Origin of the sequence: Microbispora sp. CA-102843, from assembly GCF_050936215.1 — a bacterium.
Lineage (GTDB): Bacteria > Actinomycetota > Actinomycetes > Streptosporangiales > Streptosporangiaceae > Microbispora.
In genome coordinates this window covers 6,390,935-6,411,689 of sequence record NZ_JBNJNF010000001.1, presented here as the reverse complement: position 1 = coordinate 6,411,689, position 20,755 = coordinate 6,390,935, and the positions used below count along the sequence as shown (strand labels likewise).

At 70.0% G+C, this 20,755-nt stretch carries 25 protein-coding genes and 2 pseudogenes; 11 read left to right on the top strand and 16 right to left on the bottom strand.

What is annotated here, in order from left to right:
• Positions 1 to 8 precede the first annotated feature (8 nt).
• From ACQEVJ_RS29730 to ACQEVJ_RS29720, 3 genes are all read right to left on the bottom strand, one after another.
• Positions 9 to 1,559, bottom strand: a complete 1,551-nt coding sequence (locus ACQEVJ_RS29730; protein WP_433106698.1) for an MFS transporter — start codon at positions 1,557 to 1,559, stop codon at positions 9 to 11.
• Complete coding sequence (locus tag ACQEVJ_RS29725; RefSeq protein WP_433106696.1) at positions 1,556 to 2,203, bottom strand: LppX_LprAFG lipoprotein; 648 nt, start codon at positions 2,201 to 2,203, stop codon at positions 1,556 to 1,558. The genes ACQEVJ_RS29730 and ACQEVJ_RS29725 overlap by 4 nt, the downstream gene beginning before the upstream one ends.
• A 120-nt stretch (positions 2,204 to 2,323) precedes the next feature.
• Entirely contained in the window at positions 2,324 to 2,791 is a 468-nt protein-coding gene (locus tag ACQEVJ_RS29720; RefSeq protein WP_433106694.1) for a MarR family winged helix-turn-helix transcriptional regulator, read from the bottom strand.
• A 38-nt stretch (positions 2,792 to 2,829) separates the two neighbouring features.
• Between ACQEVJ_RS29720 and ACQEVJ_RS29715 the strand changes: the two genes are divergently transcribed.
• Entirely contained in the window at positions 2,830 to 3,771 is a 942-nt protein-coding gene (locus tag ACQEVJ_RS29715) for a cation diffusion facilitator family transporter (protein ID WP_433106692.1), read from the top strand.
• Here ACQEVJ_RS29715 and ACQEVJ_RS29710 read toward each other — a convergent pair.
• Together ACQEVJ_RS29710 and ACQEVJ_RS29705 are read right to left on the bottom strand one after the other, a co-directional pair.
• Positions 3,751 to 4,398 (bottom strand): 4'-phosphopantetheinyl transferase family protein, encoded by a 648-nt coding sequence (locus ACQEVJ_RS29710; protein ID WP_433106690.1) that lies wholly within the window; start codon positions 4,396 to 4,398, stop codon positions 3,751 to 3,753. The two genes, ACQEVJ_RS29715 and ACQEVJ_RS29710, sit on opposite strands and share 21 nt — an antisense overlap.
• Positions 4,399 to 4,553: 155 nt before the next feature.
• Positions 4,554 to 5,948: an aminopeptidase P family protein gene (locus ACQEVJ_RS29705; RefSeq protein ID WP_433106688.1), complete on the bottom strand. Its 1,395-nt coding sequence runs from the start codon at positions 5,946 to 5,948 to the stop codon at positions 4,554 to 4,556.
• A gap of 165 nt (positions 5,949 to 6,113) precedes the next feature.
• On the opposite strand from ACQEVJ_RS29705, the gene ACQEVJ_RS29700 reads away from it, so the two are divergent.
• The 5 genes and pseudogenes from ACQEVJ_RS29700 (at position 6,114) to ACQEVJ_RS29680 (ending at position 10,007) form a co-directional block, all read left to right on the top strand.
• The gene (locus tag ACQEVJ_RS29700) at positions 6,114 to 6,542 is read left to right on the top strand and encodes a CBS domain-containing protein (protein WP_433106686.1); all 429 of its coding nucleotides are present in this window, start codon (positions 6,114 to 6,116) and stop codon (positions 6,540 to 6,542) included.
• A gap of 345 nt (positions 6,543 to 6,887) precedes the next feature.
• Entirely contained in the window at positions 6,888 to 7,331 is a 444-nt protein-coding gene (locus ACQEVJ_RS29695; protein ID WP_433113029.1) for a type II toxin-antitoxin system CcdA family antitoxin, read from the top strand.
• A gap of 77 nt (positions 7,332 to 7,408) precedes the next feature.
• Entirely contained in the window at positions 7,409 to 7,825 is a 417-nt protein-coding gene (locus ACQEVJ_RS29690) for an SsgA family sporulation/cell division regulator (RefSeq protein ID WP_433106684.1), read from the top strand.
• A 97-nt stretch (positions 7,826 to 7,922) separates the two neighbouring features.
• Complete coding sequence (locus ACQEVJ_RS29685) at positions 7,923 to 8,177, top strand: Smr/MutS family protein (RefSeq protein ID WP_030509549.1); 255 nt, start codon at positions 7,923 to 7,925, stop codon at positions 8,175 to 8,177.
• A gap of 1,582 nt (positions 8,178 to 9,759) precedes the next feature.
• Positions 9,760 to 10,007 (top strand): annotated as a pseudogene (locus ACQEVJ_RS29680) (DUF5984 family protein).
• Positions 10,008 to 10,267: 260 nt separating this feature from the next.
• On the opposite strand, the gene ACQEVJ_RS29675 reads toward ACQEVJ_RS29680, so the two are convergent.
• Both ACQEVJ_RS29675 and ACQEVJ_RS29670 read right to left on the bottom strand, forming a co-directional pair.
• Complete coding sequence (locus ACQEVJ_RS29675; RefSeq protein ID WP_433106682.1) at positions 10,268 to 10,750, bottom strand: cupin domain-containing protein; 483 nt, start codon at positions 10,748 to 10,750, stop codon at positions 10,268 to 10,270.
• Positions 10,751 to 11,344: 594 nt separating this feature from the next.
• The gene (locus tag ACQEVJ_RS29670) at positions 11,345 to 11,587 is read right to left on the bottom strand and encodes a hypothetical protein (RefSeq protein ID WP_433106680.1); all 243 of its coding nucleotides are present in this window, start codon (positions 11,585 to 11,587) and stop codon (positions 11,345 to 11,347) included.
• A 26-nt stretch (positions 11,588 to 11,613) separates the two neighbouring features.
• Here ACQEVJ_RS29670 and ACQEVJ_RS29665 point away from each other — a divergent pair, with 26 nt between their 5' ends.
• The 3 genes from ACQEVJ_RS29665 to ACQEVJ_RS29655 are packed head-to-tail and all read left to right on the top strand — an operon-like array spanning position 11,614 to position 12,767.
• Positions 11,614 to 11,754, top strand: coding sequence for a hypothetical protein (locus ACQEVJ_RS29665; RefSeq protein WP_433106678.1), 141 nt, complete (start codon positions 11,614 to 11,616; stop codon positions 11,752 to 11,754).
• Positions 11,755 to 11,784: 30 nt separating this feature from the next.
• The gene (locus tag ACQEVJ_RS29660) at positions 11,785 to 12,387 is read left to right on the top strand and encodes a hypothetical protein (RefSeq protein WP_433113382.1); all 603 of its coding nucleotides are present in this window, start codon (positions 11,785 to 11,787) and stop codon (positions 12,385 to 12,387) included.
• Positions 12,306 to 12,767, top strand: coding sequence for a Tn3 family transposase (locus ACQEVJ_RS29655; protein ID WP_433106676.1), 462 nt, complete (start codon positions 12,306 to 12,308; stop codon positions 12,765 to 12,767). Before ACQEVJ_RS29660 ends, ACQEVJ_RS29655 begins: the two co-directional genes overlap by 82 nt.
• A 339-nt stretch (positions 12,768 to 13,106) precedes the next feature.
• Here the strand turns inward: ACQEVJ_RS29655 and ACQEVJ_RS29650 are convergent, their stop codons facing one another.
• The 3 genes from ACQEVJ_RS29650 to ACQEVJ_RS29640 all read right to left on the bottom strand — a co-directional run bounded on the left by ACQEVJ_RS29650 (position 13,107) and on the right by ACQEVJ_RS29640 (position 15,466).
• Positions 13,107 to 13,874 (bottom strand): glucose 1-dehydrogenase, encoded by a 768-nt coding sequence (locus ACQEVJ_RS29650; protein WP_433106674.1) that lies wholly within the window; start codon positions 13,872 to 13,874, stop codon positions 13,107 to 13,109.
• 60 nt (positions 13,875 to 13,934) lie between these two features.
• Positions 13,935 to 14,312: a DUF2255 family protein gene (locus ACQEVJ_RS29645; protein WP_433106672.1), complete on the bottom strand. Its 378-nt coding sequence runs from the start codon at positions 14,310 to 14,312 to the stop codon at positions 13,935 to 13,937.
• 137 nt (positions 14,313 to 14,449) lie between these two features.
• Entirely contained in the window at positions 14,450 to 15,466 is a 1,017-nt protein-coding gene (locus ACQEVJ_RS29640; protein ID WP_433106670.1) for a zinc-dependent alcohol dehydrogenase family protein, read from the bottom strand.
• Between the two features lie 269 nt (positions 15,467 to 15,735).
• Here ACQEVJ_RS29640 and ACQEVJ_RS29635 point away from each other — a divergent pair, with 269 nt between their 5' ends.
• Together ACQEVJ_RS29635 and ACQEVJ_RS29630 are read left to right on the top strand one after the other, a co-directional pair.
• A complete protein-coding gene (locus tag ACQEVJ_RS29635; RefSeq protein ID WP_433106668.1) occupies positions 15,736 to 16,626 on the top strand; it encodes a helix-turn-helix transcriptional regulator in 891 nt (296 codons plus the stop codon).
• A 32-nt stretch (positions 16,627 to 16,658) separates the two neighbouring features.
• Positions 16,659 to 16,799 (top strand): hypothetical protein, encoded by a 141-nt coding sequence (locus tag ACQEVJ_RS29630; RefSeq protein ID WP_433106666.1) that lies wholly within the window; start codon positions 16,659 to 16,661, stop codon positions 16,797 to 16,799.
• 83 nt (positions 16,800 to 16,882) lie between these two features.
• Here ACQEVJ_RS29630 and ACQEVJ_RS29625 read toward each other — a convergent pair whose 3' ends face one another.
• The 6 genes and pseudogenes from ACQEVJ_RS29625 to ACQEVJ_RS29600 all read right to left on the bottom strand — a co-directional run bounded on the left by ACQEVJ_RS29625 (position 16,883) and on the right by ACQEVJ_RS29600 (position 20,588).
• On the bottom strand, positions 16,883 to 17,620 hold the full coding sequence (locus tag ACQEVJ_RS29625) for a Tn3 family transposase (protein WP_433106664.1): 738 nt from the start codon (positions 17,618 to 17,620) through the stop codon (positions 16,883 to 16,885).
• A pseudogene (locus tag ACQEVJ_RS29620) lies at positions 17,569 to 17,730 on the bottom strand (hypothetical protein); the annotation flags it as partial. The gene ACQEVJ_RS29625 and the pseudogene ACQEVJ_RS29620, both read right to left, overlap by 52 nt.
• A 531-nt stretch (positions 17,731 to 18,261) precedes the next feature.
• A complete protein-coding gene (locus ACQEVJ_RS29615) occupies positions 18,262 to 19,074 on the bottom strand; it encodes a GNAT family N-acetyltransferase (protein ID WP_433106662.1) in 813 nt (270 codons plus the stop codon).
• 558 nt (positions 19,075 to 19,632) lie between these two features.
• Positions 19,633 to 19,821 (bottom strand): hypothetical protein, encoded by a 189-nt coding sequence (locus ACQEVJ_RS29610; RefSeq protein ID WP_433106660.1) that lies wholly within the window; start codon positions 19,819 to 19,821, stop codon positions 19,633 to 19,635.
• 42 nt (positions 19,822 to 19,863) lie between these two features.
• The gene (locus tag ACQEVJ_RS29605; RefSeq protein ID WP_433106658.1) at positions 19,864 to 20,190 is read right to left on the bottom strand and encodes a hypothetical protein; all 327 of its coding nucleotides are present in this window, start codon (positions 20,188 to 20,190) and stop codon (positions 19,864 to 19,866) included.
• Positions 20,187 to 20,588: a helix-turn-helix domain-containing protein gene (locus ACQEVJ_RS29600; RefSeq protein WP_433106656.1), complete on the bottom strand. Its 402-nt coding sequence runs from the start codon at positions 20,586 to 20,588 to the stop codon at positions 20,187 to 20,189. The genes ACQEVJ_RS29605 and ACQEVJ_RS29600 overlap by 4 nt, the downstream gene beginning before the upstream one ends.
• Positions 20,589 to 20,755 lie beyond the last annotated feature (167 nt).

Here is a 20,755-nt window from a genome sequence, read left to right as displayed (position 1 = left end):
GGTCGGGGTCAGGCGCATCGGCGGGGCAGGGCCAGGGACGCGGCCGCGCCGAGCACGCACAGCCCGCACGTGATCAGGAAGATCTCGGTGTACTCCGTGTGCAGCGCCGCCTGGACCTTCGCCGTGTAGTCCGCGAGCCTGCGGGCGTACTCGGCCGCGTCCACCCCGAACGGCAGCGGCGTGTCCAGGTGCGCGGTGAGCGACTGGAACCGGTGGAAGCCCCAGGCCGACAGCGCGGCCACGCCCAGCAGCATGCCCATCATCCTGGCAACCACGACCGCCGCCGACGCCACGCCGTGCTGCGCCGCCGGGACCAGGCGCAGCACCGCCGACGAGACCGGGGCGATCACCACTCCGAGGCCGAGGCCGGCCACCACGAGGTCGACGTCCATCCGCACGCCGGCCGCGGCCAGGTCGAGCGGCCACCGGGAGATCATCCAGTAGCCCGCGGCGGCCACCGCCATCCCCGCCACGGCAACCGGGCGCTCGCCGAACCGCCGCACCAGGATCCCGCCGAGGAACGCCGCGACCGCCAGCGCGGCGAGGAACCGGGTGAGCACCAGGGCGCCGCCCACCGCGTCCTTGCCGAGCAGCGTCTGCGCGGCGAGCTGCACGTCGACCAGCGTGACCAGCAGCGCCGCGCCGGCGAGCAGGCTCACCGCCAGCGTGGCGAGCAGCGGCGTCCTGGGCACGCCCGTCAGGTCGAGGAGGCGGACCGGCGAACGGATCTCCCACAGCACGAACAGCACGGCCGCCACCGCCCCGGCGGCCACGCACGGCAGTCCCCACGGCGGCAGCACAGCCGTGTCGGGGGAGGGGTTGTAGAGCCCGGCGACCAGCAGGCCGAGCGCCAGCGCGAGCAGGACGCCGCCGCCCGCGTCCACCTTCCCCGTGCTCACCTCGCCGGAGGGCCGGCCGTACGGCTCGCGCCCGCCGGGGACGGCCGCCTGCACGGCGACGGCGGCCAGCAGCGCGAGCGGGAGGTTGACCCAGAAGATGCCGCGCCATCCGGCGAGGGCGGCCAGGCCCGCGCCGTACAGCGGGCCGAGCACGCTGCCGAGCTCCTGCGCGGCACCGACCGCGCCGAGCGCCACCGGCCGGGCGCGCTCGTCCCACAGGTCGCCGATGAGGGCCATGGTGATCGGCAGCAGCGCGCCGCCCGCCACGCCCTGGAGCGTACGGCCCGCGACCAGCGCGGGCACGCTCGCCGCCAGGGCGGTGACGAGGGAACCGGCGGCGAACCCGGCCAGGCACGCGTGGATCAGCGCGCGCCTGCCGTACCGGTCGGACAGGCGGCCGAGCAGCGGCATCGCCGCGACGTAGCCGAGCAGGAACCCGGTCACGACCGGGGTCGCCCGCTCCAGATGGTTCAGCGGCACGCCGACGTCGGCGGCGACGTCCACGAGCACGGTGACGACGACGTACGCGTCGAGCGCGGCGAGCAGCACGGCGGCCCCGCCGACGCCCAGCGCGAGACGCCGGTGCCGGGTGGGGGGCCCGGCCGGCCCGGCCGCCCCGGCCGCACGCGTCTGCCCGGTCGCGCCGGTGGCGTCCGTCACGACGCGGGCGGGGCGACGGTCACGGGGGCGTCGTAGTCCCCCAGGGTCACGGCCACGGAGCCGCCGGTGAGCGGCAGGTCGAGCTTGAGCAGGCGGTCGGTGGCCTTGTCGATCCAGAGCGTGCCGGTGACCCCCTGCTGGACGCCGGGGACCAGCTTGGCCAGCACCTGCTGCGACAGCGCGGCCGTCACCCGGTAGGCGTCGGCGTCGCCGACCTTCTCCTCCGCCTGCGGCTGGACGTCCTGCGCGGTGGACAGCAGGTCGGGTACGCCGGTCAGCACCGCGGAGGGGTCGTAGAGGGCCACGAGCTGCTGCCGGGTCATCGTCTGATAGCCGCCGGTGGGTCCCTTGAAGTAGACCTTGTCACCGACGAGCACGAACTCGATCTCCTGCAGTCCCGCGATCTCGATCTGCAGGGTGCCCTTGGCGTCGCCCTCCCGGGTCAGGCTGCCCTCGGCGTGCCGGACGGGTACGGCGGGCTTGTCCTTGGTCTCGATCGTGAAGGCGACCGTCTTGACCGTCCGCATGGCCTCGGCCGAGCGCTTCAGCAACGCGGGACCGTCCGGCAGGGCCGTCTCGTTCTTCGCGCTGCAGGCGGTCACGAGCAGCAGGCCGGCCACGACGAGCCCGAGGATTGTTCGCACAGCCGGATCGTAGCGAGCGGGCGGGCGGGGGCGGCACGTATTCGGCGCGGGAATCGGTTTGGTGCGGCCCGTCACGGGAAGTCGGGACCGGTGCTCGTCCCGCGCCGTCCCGCAGCCTCCTCACCGAGCGGCGCGGACCGCCTGGAGGTGGTCGACGACCGGTGCGTAGATCTGCTCCAGGGCGGACACCTGCTCGGGGGTCATCAGGTCGATGAAGTGCCGGCGGACGCTCGCCACGTGGTCCGGCGCCACCCGCTGGATCGTCTCCCAGCCGTGGCCGGTCAGCACCGCGAACGTGCCGCGCCGGTCGTCCTCGCAGTCCTGCCGGGTCACCAGGCCGGCGGCCTCCATCCGGGAGATCTGGTGGGACAGCCGGCTGCGCGACTGGATCGTGGCGTCGGCCAGCTCGCTCATCCGCATGCGGCGGTCGGGACTCTCCGAAAGGTTCACGAGGATCTCGTAGTCGTTCAGCGACAGCCCGGTGCCCTGCAGTTCCCGGTCGAGCTGGTGGAAGAGCAGACGGTGGGCGGCCAGATGGGCCCGCCAGGCGCCTTGCTCCTGCGGGGTGAGCCATTGGGGGACGTCCATGACGACCAGCATAAGATCAATTCGGCGGACGGAGCGGAATGGCTGACAGCGAGAACGGTGAGAGCGTCGGCACCGTCGTGGTCGCGGGCGTGGCCAACCTCGCCATCGCGCTGGCCAAGCTCGTGGCCGGCCTCATCAGCTCCTCCTCGGCGATGCTGTCGGAGGCCGCGCACTCGGCGGCCGACACGGCCACCGAGGTCGTGCTGTTCGCCGCGATCCGGCACGGCGAGCGCCCCGCCGACTCCCGCCATCCGCTCGGCCACGGGCGGGCCGCCTACCTGTGGGCGATCGTGGCGGCCTGCTTCACGCTGGTCGTGGGGGCCGGGTTCTCGCTGACGCACGGCTGGCACACGATCACGGCGGGGGAGAGCCTGGGCGACATCGGTGTGTCGTACCTCGTGCTCGCGGTGTCCTTCGCGATCGAGTCGGTGTCCCTGTGGCGGGCGCTGCGGCAGCTTCGCGGCGAGGCCCGCCGCTGGCGCGTGAGCCCCGGGCGGTTGCTGCGGCGCACCTCCGACACCGTGCTCAAGGCCGTCGTGCTGGAGGACTCCGCCGCGCTGATCGGCATCGCGACGGCCGGCGTCGGCCTGCTGCTGTCGCAGCTCACCGGCTCTGCCGTGTGGGACGGCCTCGCGTCGATCGTCATCGGGCTGCTGCTGCTCGGCGTCGCACTGACCCTGATCAGGACCAACGCCTCGCTGCTCATCGGCCAGGCGGCACCGCGCGGATTGCAGGAGGAGATCCGCGGCGAGCTGGCCGCCCAGCCGGACGTCGAGGCCGTCGTCGAGCTGGTCACCGTCATGATGGGCCCCGGCCAGGTAATGGTCGCGGCGAAGGTCGACTTCCGCGACGAGACGTCCGGGCAGCGGCTGGAGCTCGCCTCCGACCAGGTGGAGCGGCGGCTCACCGAGCGGTTCCCGGAGATCCGGCAGGTCTTCCTCGACCCCACCCCGGGCCGGTCAGCCGCCAAGGAGGCGTAGCTTGGCGGGCTCGTCGGTGACCGCGGAGGCGATCACGGTGCCGGCCGTCCACTCGACGAAGTGACGGCCCTGCCACTCCAGCGGGACCGACAGCCCGTCCTCCAGCGGCAGGGCCGACAGGTCGGCCTCGCGCAGCCGGTCGAGCGTGAGCTCTCCCCGCTTGACCAGCGCCTCCTTGCGTACCCACTGCCGGATCAGCCCGCGGTTGTCGTCGCCGACCAGCTTCGCCTCCGCGGGGGTCAGCGCGAGCTCCACCAGCCTCTCGTCGGCCGGGCCGTCCGTGGCGTGCTCGGCGTCCACGCCCACCCGCCCGAACCCGGCGACCGCGCAGACGTAGCCCGAGGTGTGCGCGAGGCTGATCGACACCTCGGGGGCCTCGGCCAGCCAGGGCCGTCCGTGGGCCTGCCCGCAGCCCTCGCAGCGCTGCACCACGGTCAGCATGCAGGCGCGGGTGCCGAGCAGCTCCGCGGCGCAGTGCCGTACGAGCAGGTGGGCGGCGACGAAGTCGAGGCGGTCCCGCTTGCGGGTGAAACGCTCGGCGCGCTCGCGCTCGGCCTCGCTCAGTGTGCCGGCGACCATGTCCAGCACGTCGTCGGTGTGGCCGGCCACGGCCAGTGGGGGGCACACGAGGCCACTGTAGGGGAGCGATGTGACGATCACGTGAACTGGGGTCCGCCCAGGACCCCACGGCCGGGGTTCCCACGGCACACGCGCCGGTCGGCCGTGTCTCACGGCCGGTCCGGGCCGCGGGGGCCCGGACCGGATACCCGGAGCGCGGACGGTCACCCGGCCACGGCGGCCATCCATGCCTCGATCTCGTCGGCGCGGCGGGGCAGCGCGGACGACATCAGCCGGGCGCCGTCGGCCGTGATGACGAGGTCGTCCTCGATGCGGACGCCGATCCCGCGCAGCTCCGGCGGCAGCGTCAGGTCGTCGGGCTGGAGGTAGAGCCCCGGCTCCACGGTCAGCACCTGGCCCTCCTCCAGCACGCCGTCGAGATAGTTCTCCGCCCGCGCCCGGGCGCAGTCGTGCACGTCCAGGCCCAGCATGTGGCCGCTGCTGCACAGCGTGTAACGCCGGTGCAGGCCCGCGTCGGCCTGCGCCTGGGACAGCAGGCCCCACTCGCGCAGCCCGTCGGAGATCACCCGCATCGCGGTCTCGTGGAACTCGCGGAAGCGCGCCCCCGGCCGCAGCACGGCGATGGCGGCCGTCTGCGCTTCGTAGACCAGGTCGTACACCTGCCGCTGCACCGGGCTGAACCGGCCCGACAGCGGCAGCGTGCGGGTGACGTCGGCCGTGTAGAGGTTGTCGCCCTCGACCCCGGCGTCCAGCAGCAGCATCTCGGCGGGGTCGAGCCGCCCGTCGTTGCGGATCCAGTGCAGCACGCACGCGTGCGCCCCGGAGGCCGCGATCGACTGGTAGCCCACGGCGTTGCCCTCCAGCCGCGAGCGCAGGCCGAAGACCCCCTCGACGTACCGCTCGCCGCGTGGGTGCGCGAGGGCCGCGGGCAGCGCGCGCACGACGTCCTCGAACCCGCGCGCGGTCGCGTCCACCGCCTGCTGCAGCTCCGCGATCTCCCACTCGTCCTTGACCAGCCGCAGCTCCGACAGGACCGCGGCCAGTTCGGCGTCGCGGTCGTCGCCAGCGGGGGAGACGAGCGCGTCGACCGAGGCGTCCACCCCGCGCAGCACGCGGGCCGGTCCGGTCAGCGCGGCCGGCAGCGTGTCGATGTGCGCGCACTCGATCTGGTACGCCGCCTCGGCCTCGGAGAGGTCGAAACGGCGGCCCACCCAGAACTCGCCGTACCGCCGGTCGCGGTAGAACTCCTGCGACTCGGCGCGGGACGGGCGGGGATGCAGGAACAACCGCGCGGCGCCCGACGGCTCGATCACCAGGACGTCGTCGGGCTGCTGGCCGCCGGTCAGGTAGGCGAACGCGCTGTGCGTGCGGAACCGGTGGTCGTCGTCGTTGCTGCGGGCCTGCAGCGTGCCCGAGGGGATGACGAGCCGCTCGCCGGGCAGGCGTTCCGCGAGCCGCGCCCGCCGCTTCTCCGCGTACGCGGCGACCGGCAGCGGCGCCACGTCCGCGCGCGTGTCGGCCCAGCCGCCGCGCATGAACTCCGCGAGCGCGTCTGAGATCGGGAGATCGTGGCTCCCGGTATTGAGCTTCTCGGCCATTCGGTGCCCCCAGGGTGCGGTGATATTTCGCCATCGTAGGGGTGGGGGCCCTTGACGAGGTAGGACGACCGCTGTTGCCTGGGGAAACAGGATTCGCCGCTCCAGCCGGCCGGTGGGAGCGGAAGAGGGGACATGTCCCCCGGGTGCCCCTGAGAGGTGGTGTCGATGCTCATCGGGACGATCTTGCAGAGTAAGGGAACAGGCGTGGCGACCGTTCCGCCACACGCCACGGTGTCCGAGCTTCTCGCCCGGCTGGCCGAGCTCAACATCGGCGCGGTCGTGGTCTCCGAGGACGGCCTGTCCATCGCGGGCATCGTGTCGGAGCGCGACGTCGTGCGGCGGCTCAACGAGCACGGCGCCGCGCTGCTCGCCATGCCCGTCTCGTCGATCATGACCGCGGAGGTGCGCACCTGCGGCCCGGACGCCAACGTCGACGACCTGCGCCGCACGATGACCAACCACCGGATCAGGCACGTGCCCGTGGTCCGCGACGGCCGGCTGGCCGGCATCGTCAGCATCGGTGACGTCGTCAAGACCTCGATCCAGGAACTGGAGAGCGAACGGGAGGCCCTGGTCGACTACATCAACGGCTGATCGCCCTCCCCGCCGGACGGTGCGCCGCGCCACCCTCGGAGTGAGCGTGCACCGCGTGCTTTCGGCCCATACGTGGCCGTGCCCGGAACGAGAGGGCCCAGCGCGAGGCCAGCGACGGCTCGACCGCACTCGGACGTCGGTGAGCGGTGCTCGCCATGTCCTGGCTTGATCGCGGCCCACCGCACTCCGACCCCCTTGCGTGGAGAGTTGGCCCGAGTCGCGCCTGTGGCATCCGTTTGTCGACATTCGAGTCCGCCTCCTTCGCCCAGCCGAGTTGTGCTGTGCACACTCGTTGTGTAATCATGTTGTGTAATCGGTGTGTATCGGAGGTTGGAAGTCGTGCGCATGAACATTTCGGTTCCGGACGAACTGGCTGAGCGGGTCCGGGCCTACGACTTGCCGATTTCGGCCATCTGCCAAGACGCCCTCATGGAGGCGGTTCGACGTGCGCGGCTCAAGGAGAAGGTCATGGATGATATCCAGGCGGTCGCCGAACGCCTCCAGGCCACTATGCCGGAGGTCGTGCTGAAGAAGTATGAAGAGGGCTATGACGTGGGAGTTCAGTGGGCGAAGAAGGAGGCGTCGGTCTATCAGTTGAAACTGATCGCGGGAGAGATACCGAATGCGCGCTGGCAGGGCGACGAGGCGATCGTGGAGCTCACATGTGATCCCTATATCGGGATGGACCCAGACGGCCACGAGTTGGAGAGCGCGTACGAGCGCGGTGTTCTCGAAGGCGCGAGCGAAGTCTGGGCCGCCGCCCGCCCCCTGGTGCAGTGGAAGGTGTAGCGGGGCCGTGGCCCCGTCCCAGTACGTCGTAGTCCTTCCCCCGACGAAACCCAAGTGAATCTCTGGAGTGTATGGTCGTGAATGCGAGCACCAGTCTCGTACTGCACCAGGTCGACCGACCTGACTCGGCGCTGACCGCATTTCTCATCTACCGGACGACAGACCCGTACTTCATACGGCTTCTTGTTCCGGGGATTTCCCCCGTCGACGTCGCCCGGACGGTCCTGGTAGAGGGTGTCAATCAGCCGACGGAGTCGGCCGCGCTCAGTCTCTTTCCGTCCGACGACCCTGACTGGCTTCTGGCCACCGTCTACCCGAACTCCCCGGATGCGCTGTCCTTGTGGCTTCCGCGCCATCCCCTTGGGGTGTTCATCGCAGAGACGATCGCCCTGGTACCTCCTGGTCGTGAGGGCGAGCACATCAATTGGGACCGCGAGTTCGCTTCTCTCGCGTCCGATGACTCGGACGACAATGGACACGATCGTAGGTACTGAGCAGCTGGTTCTGTGAATGCCGGCGCCCGGTGGAAAGCGGGAGCTCAGAGATCTTCTTCCTGTCGTGCAAGGACCGAGGCGGCCTAGACTCGGCTCCGTGAAGCTGAAGCTGGACCTCCACGACATCTACAACAAGGGCAGCGAGATCGACAAGGCGCTGCACGGCATCATCCAGGAGGCGGTACGCAAGAAGGCGACCCAGGTGGAGATCATCCCGGGCAAGGGGTCCGGCCAGCTCAAGAAGAAGGTGCTGCGCTTCCTGGAGCAGAAGGAGATCAAGGCGCTCTACCACCGGATCGACAAGGACTCCAAGAACCACGGCCGTCTGTTCGTCTACTTCCAGTGGAAGTAAGGGCACCTTGCGTCTGCCGACGTGAACGTCATGTCGGTCTACCCGAGGGCACAACCAGGGCACTCGACCCGGTTTGATCTCGAGCGAAAGACTCGTCCATGGCATTGCATGCTCGGTCCGTTGCGTTCGGCATCAGGCGGGTGTACGTCCGCAGCGTGAAGCCAGGGTCGGCGTAGGTACTCAGCGACCGTGCGAATGCCCGCCCCTGCACCGAGCCATGCCGACGCCGTGGTTATGCCGCAGCAGCTGGCATCCGTGTTTGCGGTAGGGCTTCCGGCGCTCCTCCTCCGCCGACGGTGGCACGATGCCCGCGCACTCAAGACCGGCACGCCATGTGTGGTTGAACGTGTTGCGATGCCAGGCACCTCCTACCAGCATCGGCCGCGATCGGGGCCCCGTTGTGGCGACGTCAGCAGGACGCCGCAGCTGGGACTCTCGCTCGTTCCTTGAAGGCCCAGCAGCGGTTACGCGGCAAGTTCCGGTGCATGACCAAGGCCGGCAAGTCTCCCGCGTCACCGTGGTCGCGGTCGCCCGTGAGCTGGCGGGATTCGTGTGGGCGGAGATGACCAGCTAACCATGCCGCCCAACCCGAAGACCAGGTGGCGCTCCGGGACGCATGCCGTGGCAGGAATGATCCCTGTGCTTGGTTTGAGTTACCCCCAACACTCGCAGCAAGTGCGGGGCTTCTCCTGCCGAACGACCGACCTGCGATCCCCGACACGCGTATCTGAGCATGGCAGTGGCAACAGCCACGATCACGCCCCGGTGCGCCACCTCCACCACCAGCGCTCACCGCTGGCGTGTGGTGAGCGCTTCCGGTTCACCGGAGCCTACGTACGGAGCGGAGCCGCCCCTCCAGCCGCAAGCCGTCACCTCGGCTGCTGCCATAACTCGCCGGGCTCCAGGAGTTCAGCAGCATCCATCACACCTCCCATGTGGCTAGCCCCCGGCGCGACAGCGTTGGTGACCTGGCTTTCGGCAAGCCATGCAACTTGCTGAGAGCCGTTTTGCCGTCAGCGGGCGCGGCCGGTGCGAACATCGCGAGAGGCAGAAGCGATCACCACGGCTGGGGGAAAAATGCTCCGAAAACTGATCCTGATATTGGGCGTGGCCGTAGCGGCATCACCGGCCGCCATGGCCACGGCCTGGGCGGACGATCTGCCGGCGACTCTGTCGGCGAAGGCGGTCATCGCCACTCCGCCAGCCGGGCAAGCCCCCGGTGCGTGTAGTCCCGGATCGCCGTGTGCGGCAGTCGACTGTGGTCCGGGCCGCGTCTGCGTACCCTCGCCCAAGCAGTGCTTCACCACCCCGTGCCCGCAGTATGACTGCGTGCCCGCGTCCTCGGTCCCCCGCTCGAATCACCGGCCTCCCTACCCCGGCTCACACCCGGGCCGGTGGTGGCCCCATGATCCCGAGCAGCGACCAGCCTCCCCGCACCACTGGCAAACGGCGGACCGCTCACAGAGCTCGCCTGTTAACACTCCTGGTGACCCGGCACGGAACGCCGGACTGGTAATCGACTTCCAGCCGTGAACCCGTCAGGCCGGCAGCTGAACGGCAGCGGCCCTATGCCGACTACAACCTGGCTCGTCTATGGGAAGACATCATTGAGATGACGCCGCCGATCTCCTCGATTTCGTCGCCGGAGATGCCGATGCCTGGCGGCCCGTGAACAGTGATGTGGCGTCGATCGCCGCTGTCTGGTACGACGAACACGCCTTGGATCTCGGCCACATCCGGCAACCGCCCCGCATCAGGGCTTGGCGGACCGTCAGCGACGATCATGACCACCATGGGGTGGACGCCGGGACCAAATGGCATTCAACTTGATCTGGGGCGGTGACGCGCCGAGCACGCCGATCGAATGACGTGGTTTGCGCGACGCCTGCAGCATGTACCGGAAACCGGACCGAACTCCCGATCGGCTACGCGCCCTTCACCGTGACCGACAACTGACGCGTGCTCAATAGGGGCACAACCCCGCAAGCCCCGTCTCGGGGCGACACGGGGCCTTGAGCATGTCTCAGGTCGGCAGGCACATATGGACGAATAGCTGCCGGCGCCGCCTCGGCTCAGTCGTCGGCAGCTCTTCAGAGCCAGAAGGTGTCGTGGCGGAGGTAAAACTCCGCCTTCTCCTCTTCGCTCATGTCCGCGAGCGTGAGCAGTCCCTCGAAGTAGCCCTCTCGTGGTGCGCCCGGCGCGAAATGCAGCAGCATCGACGCGGGCTCTCCCGATTCGTTCCGGAACGCGTGTACGCCGCCCTCCGGGACGTGCACGAAGTCGCCGGGGCTGGTGTCGATCCAGCGCCGTCCGTCGTAGATGCGCACGCTGCCGGAGAGGATGTAGAACGATTCGGAGATCGACCGGTGGAAATGCTCCGCCGGGCCGCTGGGCTCCGGGCCCATGTCCCAGCGGTAGAGCCCGAACTGTCCATTGGTCGTCGCACCGGTCGCCAGATAGTGCACCGTGGTTCCGCTGCTCGGGTAGACCAATTCGGGAGTGGCGTCCGGGCGCCGGTACGACGCCGTCGGCTCGCCCGTCTCACCGTGATAGGTCGGCGGTGGATACGTCAATGGTCGTCCTCTCCTCGGGTTCAGTCGCTCGCCGGGTCGAGGACCGAGCCGTTCGACTTCGACGCGGCGGCACGAGCTGGCGAAGGCTAATCGTCGTCGCTCGGGGTGCGGAGTTCTTCGTACACCTCCCCGCATCGCTCGGTGTAGCCGGGTGCGCACAGCAGCACCCGCAGATTGAAATCGACAGTACGCTCACGGCCCGCCGAGGTGTAGGTGATGCGTACACCGCCGGCTCCCGCGCTGGCGTCGCCGGTCTTCGCGTACTGCAGGGCGAGCTCGGTGTGGAGGGGGCTCTCCTCGCAGACAGTGGTGACGTCTACGCGCTCTGGCAGGAGAATTTCCAGACCAGCACCTCTACCGTCGACACGACGTTGCCGGGGCTCTGGCTGGACTTCGCGAGCGACACCGCCCTCTTCGCCCAGGGCGCGGGCGCCGAGATCGGTGAGACAGCGGCGTCCAACACCTTGATCGCCCCGGCCAGACCCGAGCCCCTCACTCCAAGCCGATCAAGGTCCACGCACCCCCGCCCGCCACCGGAGGCCGAGCCGTCCCACCAGCCGTCGTCCACGATCCGACGACGTCGTGACCACTCGATTAGCGCAGCCGGGGGCCGGTGGCGGACGACGCCACACCGGCCCCCGGGGCCTCGCGAGAGCTGAGGCGAGAGATCAGCTCTCGGAGGAGAAGGCGGCGTCGAAGGCGGCGGCCGGTGGGGTGATGGCGTTGAGCGAGCTCGCCGAGGTCGACGCCGCCGCTGTCCGTGGCGTTCTTGCCAGTTTTCTTGATGAAGGTTCCGCTGGTGTAGGCATTGCACTTGCGCGGGTCCTTGAAGATCACGGGCTTCGCCTTGGTGAACTTGGTAGGTGGTGAACGTCTCCGCGCAGTCGGGGTTCAACTCCTCGTCCATCACCTGGATGGTGCACAAGAAGACCTGGTTGTGCGGCAATTCACCGCTGGGCTGGGTCGACGGCGCCTCGCGTATCGCCGAAGCGCACAAGCACTGAGACCAGTCGATCCGGGTAAGGAGTTCCGCCATGCGTGCCCTCATCCGCCGGATCCTGCTGGCCATCATCATCGTGGTCATGACAGCCGGCTGTGTGGGTGGGGGCCCGCGGCTACTCCTTGACGAAGACCCCGAAACGGGCGAGACCGCCTCAATCGGTATCGTCCTGCCCGACACCGTGGCCGGTCGGCCCTACTCCCTGGGAGGGTGGGTGATGTGCTTTGATCGGCCGGGTTCGGTCACCATCGACAAGGTCGACCTGATCAGGCCGAGTGGCGGCATCGTCCTGCAGGCGTTCTCCTCCCGGCTGCAGAGTCGTACACGTGCCATGCTCGGCAACGCCGAGCAGCCTCTGACCGAGCTCGAATTCCCGGCTCGCAGTCCCGCCGTGACCACGCCCTGCAGCACCCGGGACCACGACGGACTCCTCACGGAGCTCGGTCTGCAGTACGGGAAGACCGGCGACCGCACGGCACGGGCCGAAGGCGTTCGCGTCTTCTACACCTCGGCGGGCCGGCAGCGCACCGTAGATCTCGACCTGGACGTGCAGCTGTGCGCTCCCGACGACATGGACACCGAGCAGTGCCGGGACATGTACAAGGAGCTCCGGAGCGAAAGCAAGGGCGACGAATAGCCGCCCTTGCGCCGTCCGGTTCGACCGGGCGTCGCCTGTCCCGCTCGGCGAGATGCCCGGAACACCTCAGTGGAAATCGCGAGAGGACCTCGCACCGCGGAAGTAACCGCATCGCCACCAACCGGCGCGAGGAACTGGAGATGACCGTGTTGTGCCTGCGCATCCTGCAGGCCGCGCTCGTGTACATCAACACCCTGATGTTGCAGGACGTTCTGGCCGAGCCCGCATGGGCCAAGCTGCTCAGCCCCGCCGACCGCCGCGGCCTGACGCCGCTGTTCTGGCAGCACGTCCAGCCCTACGGCGAGGTCCGGCTGGACGTGGCCAAGCGCCTGCCGCTCGGCGGCGCTTCGCAGGCTCCAGCGGCAGGCAACCCGGACTAGCTTCATGATCGTGGTTGCGCCCGGTGCGCATCGACCTTGAAACGGGCCGCGCGCATCGGGCTCTCACCCGATCCGGGGGCCGTCGACGTGCGCGGAGGCGATCGAGCATCGAAAGTGGCCCCGAACTCCTATAGCTACGGCAAGCCGCCACTCGGTCTGGCGAAGACCTGAACTCCTGTAGCCACGGCGGGCGGTAACTCGGCTGGTGCCGCGAGGTGCTTGCTTACGGATCCGGTACGGCCGTGCAGCTTCTGACGGGCGTCGGAAAGAGGAAGAGCACTGCTGGCTGACCTGCCGTCTGAACCGCCGTCTGACCTGCAAGGTCAGCATGGAACGATCTCAATGGGCGGTGAATCCGCCGTCCACGGGCAGGGCGACGCCGATGACGAAGGCGGCGGCCGGGCTGCACAGCCACAGGACGGCGTTGGCGATCTCGTCGGCGGTGCCCAGGCGGCCGATGGGCTGCTGCTTCATGATTTCGGCCATGGCCTCGGCCTGACCTTCAAGCATGTCGGCAACCATCGGGGTCTCGATGACGCCGGGGCACACGGCGTTGATGCGGATGCCCCTGGGGGCGTATTCCACCGCGGCACTTCGGGTCAGGCCGATCGCGCCATGCTTGGAGGCGTGGTACGCGGCGCGTTCGGGCAGGCCGACCAGGCCGCCGAGGGAGGAGCAGTTGACGATCGCGCCAGAGCCTTGGGTGCGCATCTGCCGCAGTTCGTGCTTTTGGCACGTCCAGATGCCGCGCAGGTTGACCGCGTTGACACGGTCGAAGTCCGCGGCCGTCTCGTCGGCGGCGTCGGCTGGAGGGGCCTGGATGCCGGCGTTGTTGTAGGCCATGTCCATGCGTCCGAAGGTTTCCACCGTGCGGTCGACAGCGGCGGCGACCTGGTCTTCGTCGGTGACGTCGCAGACCAGGGCCAAGGCCTGGTGGCCGGCGTCGGTGAGCTCCTTGGCGGCTTGCTCGACGGCGCCTGCGTTGATGTCGACCAGGGCGACAGCGGCGCCAGAGGCGGCGAAGGCGCGGGCGGCGGCCAGGCCCATGCCGGAGGAGGCGCCGGTGACCAGGGCCACCTGCCCGGAGAAGTCGTAGGTGGGATTCACTTTTTGGTGCTCCTTAATCATCACGGGGTGAGGTAAGTGGGTGGTCGTATCGATGGGTGGTCAGGACCGAGGGGTGAGACGCAGCGTCGTCGCCCTGGCATCGTCGGCGACCATCGGCTCGACGTAGCCGCTGTAGTGCCCGTACTTGGCGCGGTACGCCGCGTCGACCTGGTCGTTCACGCGTGGGTCGGCCACATCGCAGAAGGTGACCTCGGCGTCCACGCCGCCTGCGGAGATGCGGCCCTCGTGGGTGTCGTGGGCGGTGCGCCACCAGCTGCCCTGTACGCCGCGCCAGGAACGTACGTACAGGTCGTCGCGATCACGCACGACCCAGATGGTGGTCGGGCGGCGGAAAGTTCCGTCGCTGCGGCGAGGCGCGACGCGAAGCTCGCCGGCAGTGGCGATGCGGTCCAACTCGTCGCTGTTCCACGTGCTCATGGCATGGACTCCTTCACTGCGATTCCTTCACTGTGCGAGGTGTGGGGCAGTGGCCTCGACGTTCTCCCGGACGCGCTGCGGTCCCGCGGCGGCAGGCCTGGGCGCGCCCAAAGCCGCCGAAGAGGACTGCGGGGTTGTCATGGCTGCAGCAAGGTCTTGATCGCGCGGCGCTCGTCCATCGCCCGGTAGCCCTCGGCCACCTGGTCCAGGGGAAGGGTGAGGTCGAAGACCTTGCCCGGGTCGATGGCGCCGGTCAGGACCCGGTCGATCAGGTCGGGCAGGTAGCGGCGTACAGGAGCCGGGCCGCCGCGCAGGCCGACGTGGGAGAAGAACAACTCCTGCCCGTCGAGCGTGACATCGTGGGGGACGCCGACGAAACCGACGTTGCCGCCCGGCCGGGCCGAGTGCAGGGCTTGGCGCATCGCCTGGGCGGTGCCGACGCACTCCAGCACGCTGTCGGCGCCGATCCCGCCGGTCAGCTCCTTGATTCGGGCCACACCGTCCTCGCCGCGCTCGGTGACGATATCGGTCGCGCCGAACTCGCGGGCCAGCTTCTGGCGGGGCTCGTGCCGGGACATGGCGATGATCCGCTCAGCGCCCATCTGTTTGGCCGCGATCACCGCGCACAGCCCGACCGCGCCGTCGCCGACGACCACGGCGGTGGAACCGGGCTTGACCTCGGCGGCGTCGGCGGCCCACCAGCCGGTGCCCATGACGTCCGAGACCGCCAGCAGCCCCGGCCAGAACTCCTCACCGGGCACGCCGTCGGTGGCGACCAGCGTGCCCTGGGCGTTGGGGATGCGGACGTAGTCGGCCTGGCAGGTGCTCATGAACTCGCGGTTCAGGCAGTTGGACTGGAAGCCGTTGCGGCAGTTGGCGCAGGTGTTGTCCGAGGTCGCGAACGACCCGACGACGAACTGTCCCGGCTTTACCCCGGTCACCTCCGAGCCGACCTCCTCCACCCAGCCGACGTACTCGTGCCCCATCGGATGCGGTTCGCCGGTCGGCTCGACGCCGCGGTAGGGCCACAGGTCCGAGCCGCACACGCACGTCACCGCGGTGCGGATGATCGCGTCGGTGGGGTGGAGGATCTTCGGGTCGTCCAGGGTCTCCAAACGGATGTCGCTGGGGGCGTGGATCACTGCTCCGCGCATGAAAAAGGGGTCCTTTGCGTAATGGGACGGGCGCGCCAGCCCAGTCATCGACCGGGTGCGTGGCGGCGCCCCGTGCGGCTGGGAGCCCAAGGCGTCAGGTAGCCGACCGCCCGGACCGGGTAGGAGCCCCTCCGGTCACCATTCACATCCGGCCAGAGGAGCACCACACCTTCTAGGAAACCCCCTGTGGCCGCGCGTAACCAGGCACAGCCAAGGGGTGTACTGGCAGTACACCCCCTAAAACCGCAGGCAGGACGTACCGTCGAGGGGTGGACAACCGTGAAGAGGTCCGCGAGTTCCTGACCTCACGGCGCGCGAAGACCACCCCCGAACAGGCCGGGCTGCCGTCGGGTTCCCGGCGCCGGGTGCCGGGACTGCGCCGCAGCGAGGTCGCCGCCCTAGCCGACATGAGCGTGGAGTACTACGCCAAGCTCGAACGCGGCAACCTCGCCGGAGTCTCCCCATCCGTCCTGGAAGCCCTCGCCCGCGCCCTACGGCTCGACGACGCCGAACGCGCCCACCTGCTGAACCTGGCCCAGGCCGCCGACGGCACCGACGCCCTCACCCGCCCCCGGCGCCGGCGCACCACGGACCAGTGGAAGCCGCACCCCAGCCTGCAATGGACCCTGGACGCCATCACCGCCGGGCCGGCGTTCGTCCGCAACGGCCGCATGGACATCCTCGCCGCCAACCAGCTCGCCCGCGCCTTCTTCAGCGACGTCTACGCCACCCCCGGCAACCAGGCCAACCTGGCCCGCTTCAACTTCCTCGACCCTGCCTCCCGCCGCTTCTACCCCGACTGGGACCAGGCCGCCGACATCGCCGTCGCCATCTTGCGCACCGAAGCCGGCCGCAACCCCCACGACAAAGACCTGCACGACCTGGTCGGCGAACTGTCCACCCGCAGCGACGAGTTCCGCACCCGCTGGGGCGCCCACAACGTCCGCAACCACGGCACCGGCACCAAACGATTCCACCACCAAGCCGTCGGCGACCTCACCCTCGCCTACGAGGGCCTGGAGATGGCCGCCGAACCCGGGCTCACCCTCACCATCTACACCGCCGAGCCCGGATCCCCCTCCGAAGAAGGTCTGCGCCTGCTCGCCTCCTGGGCCGCCACCCCTCAGACGCCCTCACCCGCACCACCCTCCAGTAGCTGACCCAGCACCTGCGCCATCCCATTCACGCCGAGATGCTCGTCCAGGCGCTGATGGACGCGTTCGACCTCCAGGACCTGCGGGAGCTGCCGGGCCGGTCCGCCCCCGGCTCGGAGGCCGCTCACCAGACCCAGAACTCCCAGAACAGTGGTGACGTCACCCCCGGCGATCACTGAAGCCTGAACCTACGGTCTTCCGGCCACGCAGTCGTACGGGCTGCTGGACGACAAGGCTGCCGCCCTTGACGGGGCCCAGGCGGTCAGATCGCGCTCTGCTGGTCGTGGTCGCGCAGCATGCGCAGGACGGTCGCGGCCGAGGGGTGACGGCCCTTCTTCTTGCCGCTGGTGATGACGAGCCGGGCGGCGATGTCGCGCAGGCTGAGGTTCTGATCGCGCAGGTGTAGGGCCATGGACAGCATGTGCTCGTCCGTGACGGCGGCGCCGCCGATGTGTTTGCCGCGGGCGCGGGCGGATTCGTGGCCTTCCAGGGTGCGGTCGCGGATGTATTCGCGTTCCATCCCCGACAGCGCGGCCAGCACGGTGAACACCACGCCCGAGGGATCGTGGGAGCCCTGCAGCTCGCCGGTGAGGAACTCCAGGGCGATGCCGGCGGCGCGCAGCTGCTCGGCCAGGGCGGCCAGGTCGAGGCCGCGGCCGAGGCGTTTGTGCTCGTGCACCACGAGCGTGACCGCCACCCCGGCCGCGTGCAGCGTGCGGCGCAGCATGCCCCACTCCTTCAGCGCCGCGGCCAGGGTGTTCTGCCGGGAGGCGGCCGACCATTTGCCCACCACCAGCGAGGCGGTGGCCTGGCCGTATTTCAGCGACCCGGCCATGCGCAGCATGTCCGGCCAGCACTCGGCGATAAGGTCTTCGTTCCAGCGGGCGCTCAGCAGCGGGCCGGCGTGCGGGTAGCGCTTGACCGTCTCCGTAGGCGTCTCGTCCCGGATCAGAGTGATCTCGCCGAGGTCGCGGATACGCGGGGAGAGCAGCTTGCCCACCAGGTCGAACAGGGCAAAGTGATCAAGGTGACACCGTGGGTATCTGTCGCGTGTTCGAACAGCGGCAGATCGGTGGCGTTGCCCAGGAAGTCGTCCAGCACGAAGTGCGCCTCGCGGGCGTTCCGGCACGATGATTTTCGTGCCGAAGGTGGAGTGCTGGTCGGACACGTGCGTGTAGGACGACAGCACTTGGCCGCCGTGGATGGTCATGTCCCGGGCGGTCGTGCTCTTGCCGCGGACCGGGAAACGCTGCCCGTCCGAGCTCGACATGGTGCCGCCACCGAACACCTTTGGACTGGCCGCCGCCCGGAGAGCAGCGGGCCCATGGTGACCCTCGCCACACCTGGCCGCCATCGGCGACCGATGGGCCCGCACTGGCCGCGCGGGATACCTACCCCCCAGGGACTCCGCGCGTTGGTCGACGGGCTGCTCGCCCACGCCATGTCGGCGACTGCCCACGGCGTCGGCCGAGCACGAGCACCGGGCCGGCCACCTCGACCCCCGTCGAATCAGGGCCTGGCCGCCCGGCCGCATGATCCCCACTAGGGTCGTGTTCCTCGGCGCCATCTCCCCACCGCAGGACCACATCGCGCCGGCTCGACCAGCCTTGCCTCGGGCCGATCCTCGCGGGCTTTCCGGTGTCAGGGAGCGATGGCGTACTCGGTGAAGCGGCCGCAGGGGGTGAATCCAAGGCGGCGGTAGACGGGTTCCCCGGCAGAAGACGCCTGGAGGACCACGGTGCGGTGACCCTCGTCGTACGCGACGCGCAGGGCCGCCGAGGTGACAGCGCCGCCGTACCCGCGCCGGCGGTCCGACGCCAACGTGGCGATGTTGTAGATGCCGGCGACTCCCGCATGGAGGAAGACCTCGGCCGAGCAGACGGGGCGGCCGCCGACGTACCCCACCAGGTAGCGGGCGGGGCAGTCGGGAGCAAGTGCCCATGTGGCGGCATAGGCGAAGAACCGACGCACCGTGGCGGCGGGCGGGTTCCAGTTCGCCGCCAGGACGGCCGCGTAATCGGCGAGTTGCCCGGGAGTGGTGACGCGGCGGATGTCGAGTTCTCCGGCCTGCGGCACGGACGGAACCGTGCGCAGGTCCTTCCACATGCCCGTCTCGGTCTCGGACGCCGGAAGGCCGGCGTCTTCCAGGAGCGAGGCGAGGTTCGCCGGAGTAGAGGCGGGGCCCACCCACCACGAGAAGGGCCGCAGCGTGGCGGCCAGCACCTTGAGGGTCTGCGTGATCCGGGCGGGGGCGGCGCCAGCGGCGAAACGCGCCGCCGCGACGATGTTGAAGGTGTCATCGTCCAGGCCGCTGTCGGCGATTAGGAGGTCGCCTGTCTCCGTGACACCGGCGCCCTCCACGTGCCGGTGCAGGTGACAGGCGTGTTCGGCGAGGTTCTGCTCCATCCTGACCAGCAGATCGGAGTCGCCGACGAAGCGGTTGGTTTCGTTCACATCGGCTCATCACACCACGAGCGGTTCGTGGCCCGCGCGCGAATTTCCGGCGGGTCAGGGGTTGAGGAACATCGGAACGAAAACCGGCGCGGCACCGCAGGTACCGGGCAACTGAGTGCCTCAACTCAACCGGCAGACGACAATCCGAACGGCATTCGAACAGCCGTCGACAGGACAGCGGCCCCGCGGTTGGTGCTGAACGCCCTCGGACAGACGGACGCCCCGCTGTGCGGCTCACGCCGGGGCGGGGCGTCGTAGGAGGCGCGGGGCGGGACCAACCGGGTAGGCCAGTGTGCCCAGCGCCGAGCAGCTCAGCCGAGGAGGGCGTCGAGGCCGTTGATGGGTGTGTCTGCCGGCAAGGGCGGCTGCGGCGGTCAGTCGGAGTAGGGTCACGGTCTTCCTTCTTTCGCTACCGGGGGCGGCAGAGCCGCCCGCCACATCAGAAACGGAGGCGCGGGCGGGACCACCCGGGTAGGCCGGTGTGCCCAGGCGCCGAGCAGCTCAGCGAGCGATGCTGGCGCCCACGGCGACCGCGGCGGCCGAGGCCGTGCCGGTGCCCTAGTTGACGCCGGCGCCGATCAGGGCATTCAGGGCGGCGTTCACGTCGACGTTCGCGTTGACGTTGGCGTTCGCGTCGACGCCGACGCCGACGCCGACGCCGGCGGGCTGGGCCGCGGCCGGGGTGCTGGCGAACAGAATGCCGAGGCCGGCAAGGGCGGCTGCGGCGGTCAGTCGGAGTAGGGTCACGGGTCTTCCTTTCGATCACGAAGAGTAAAAGAAATATCACGCCTAGTATTGAGGTAGGTAAGTTTCCGGGCCTGACGGGTTCCGCGTGGCGCGCATCGTTGGGCCGGGGGCCGGGCCTGGTGCAGTCAGCTGACCAACCTGGCGCCCCAGGTGTTCGAGGTCTGCCGCGCAGCGGCGCGGGCCGGTCAGGGGCCGGCTCAGGTCCTCGGCGACCGCGTGCTGCGCCTGCTCGACCAGCTCGGCGAGCTCGGCTGCCGCGCCGGGCGGCGGCAGCTCGCCGAGGTCGACGGCGACGGCGGCCGCGGTCGCGGTCGCGGCGACCAGGCCGGGCAGGTCCTCGGCGGCCGCGCCGCCGGCGGGCCCGGTCACAGGTCGATCACCAGGGCTGCGGCCTGCGGGCCGCTCGCCGACCTCGCCGACCTCGCGGCGGCGGCCCGGATCGTCTCCCACGGGATACGCCATTCACGGCGCACCAGCTCGGCCCCGTCGAGCTGCCCGGTCCTGCACCAGCCGCGCAACGTGTTCGGCGTTACGCCGAGCGCGCGGGCGGCCTGCTCGACGGTCGCCCGCATATCGAACGGCCAGGACGGGACCGGGGGCGCGGCCCGCCGGCGGGTGCTGTTCGCCCGGCGCCGAGCTGGTCGCCGCGGCGGCCGCAGCGGCCGGGCGAGGTGAGGCGGCAGCGCGTCGGCGGCGGCGTACGGGTCGGCCGTCTCGTCGTCGGCGAGCAGGGCGGCGAGCGCACCCGGCCCGAGCTCGGCGACCACTGGGCGAGCGGGTCGGCCGGCGGCTGCTGCGGCTGCGCCTCGGCGAGGGCCTGCCCCGCGGCGTCGCCGATCGCCTCCAGCGCACGCAGGTACGACGCCCGCCCGGCCTCGCGCAGCGCCTCGGTATCGCCGTGCAGGGCGTGACACTGCGCGGTCTGTGCCAGGCG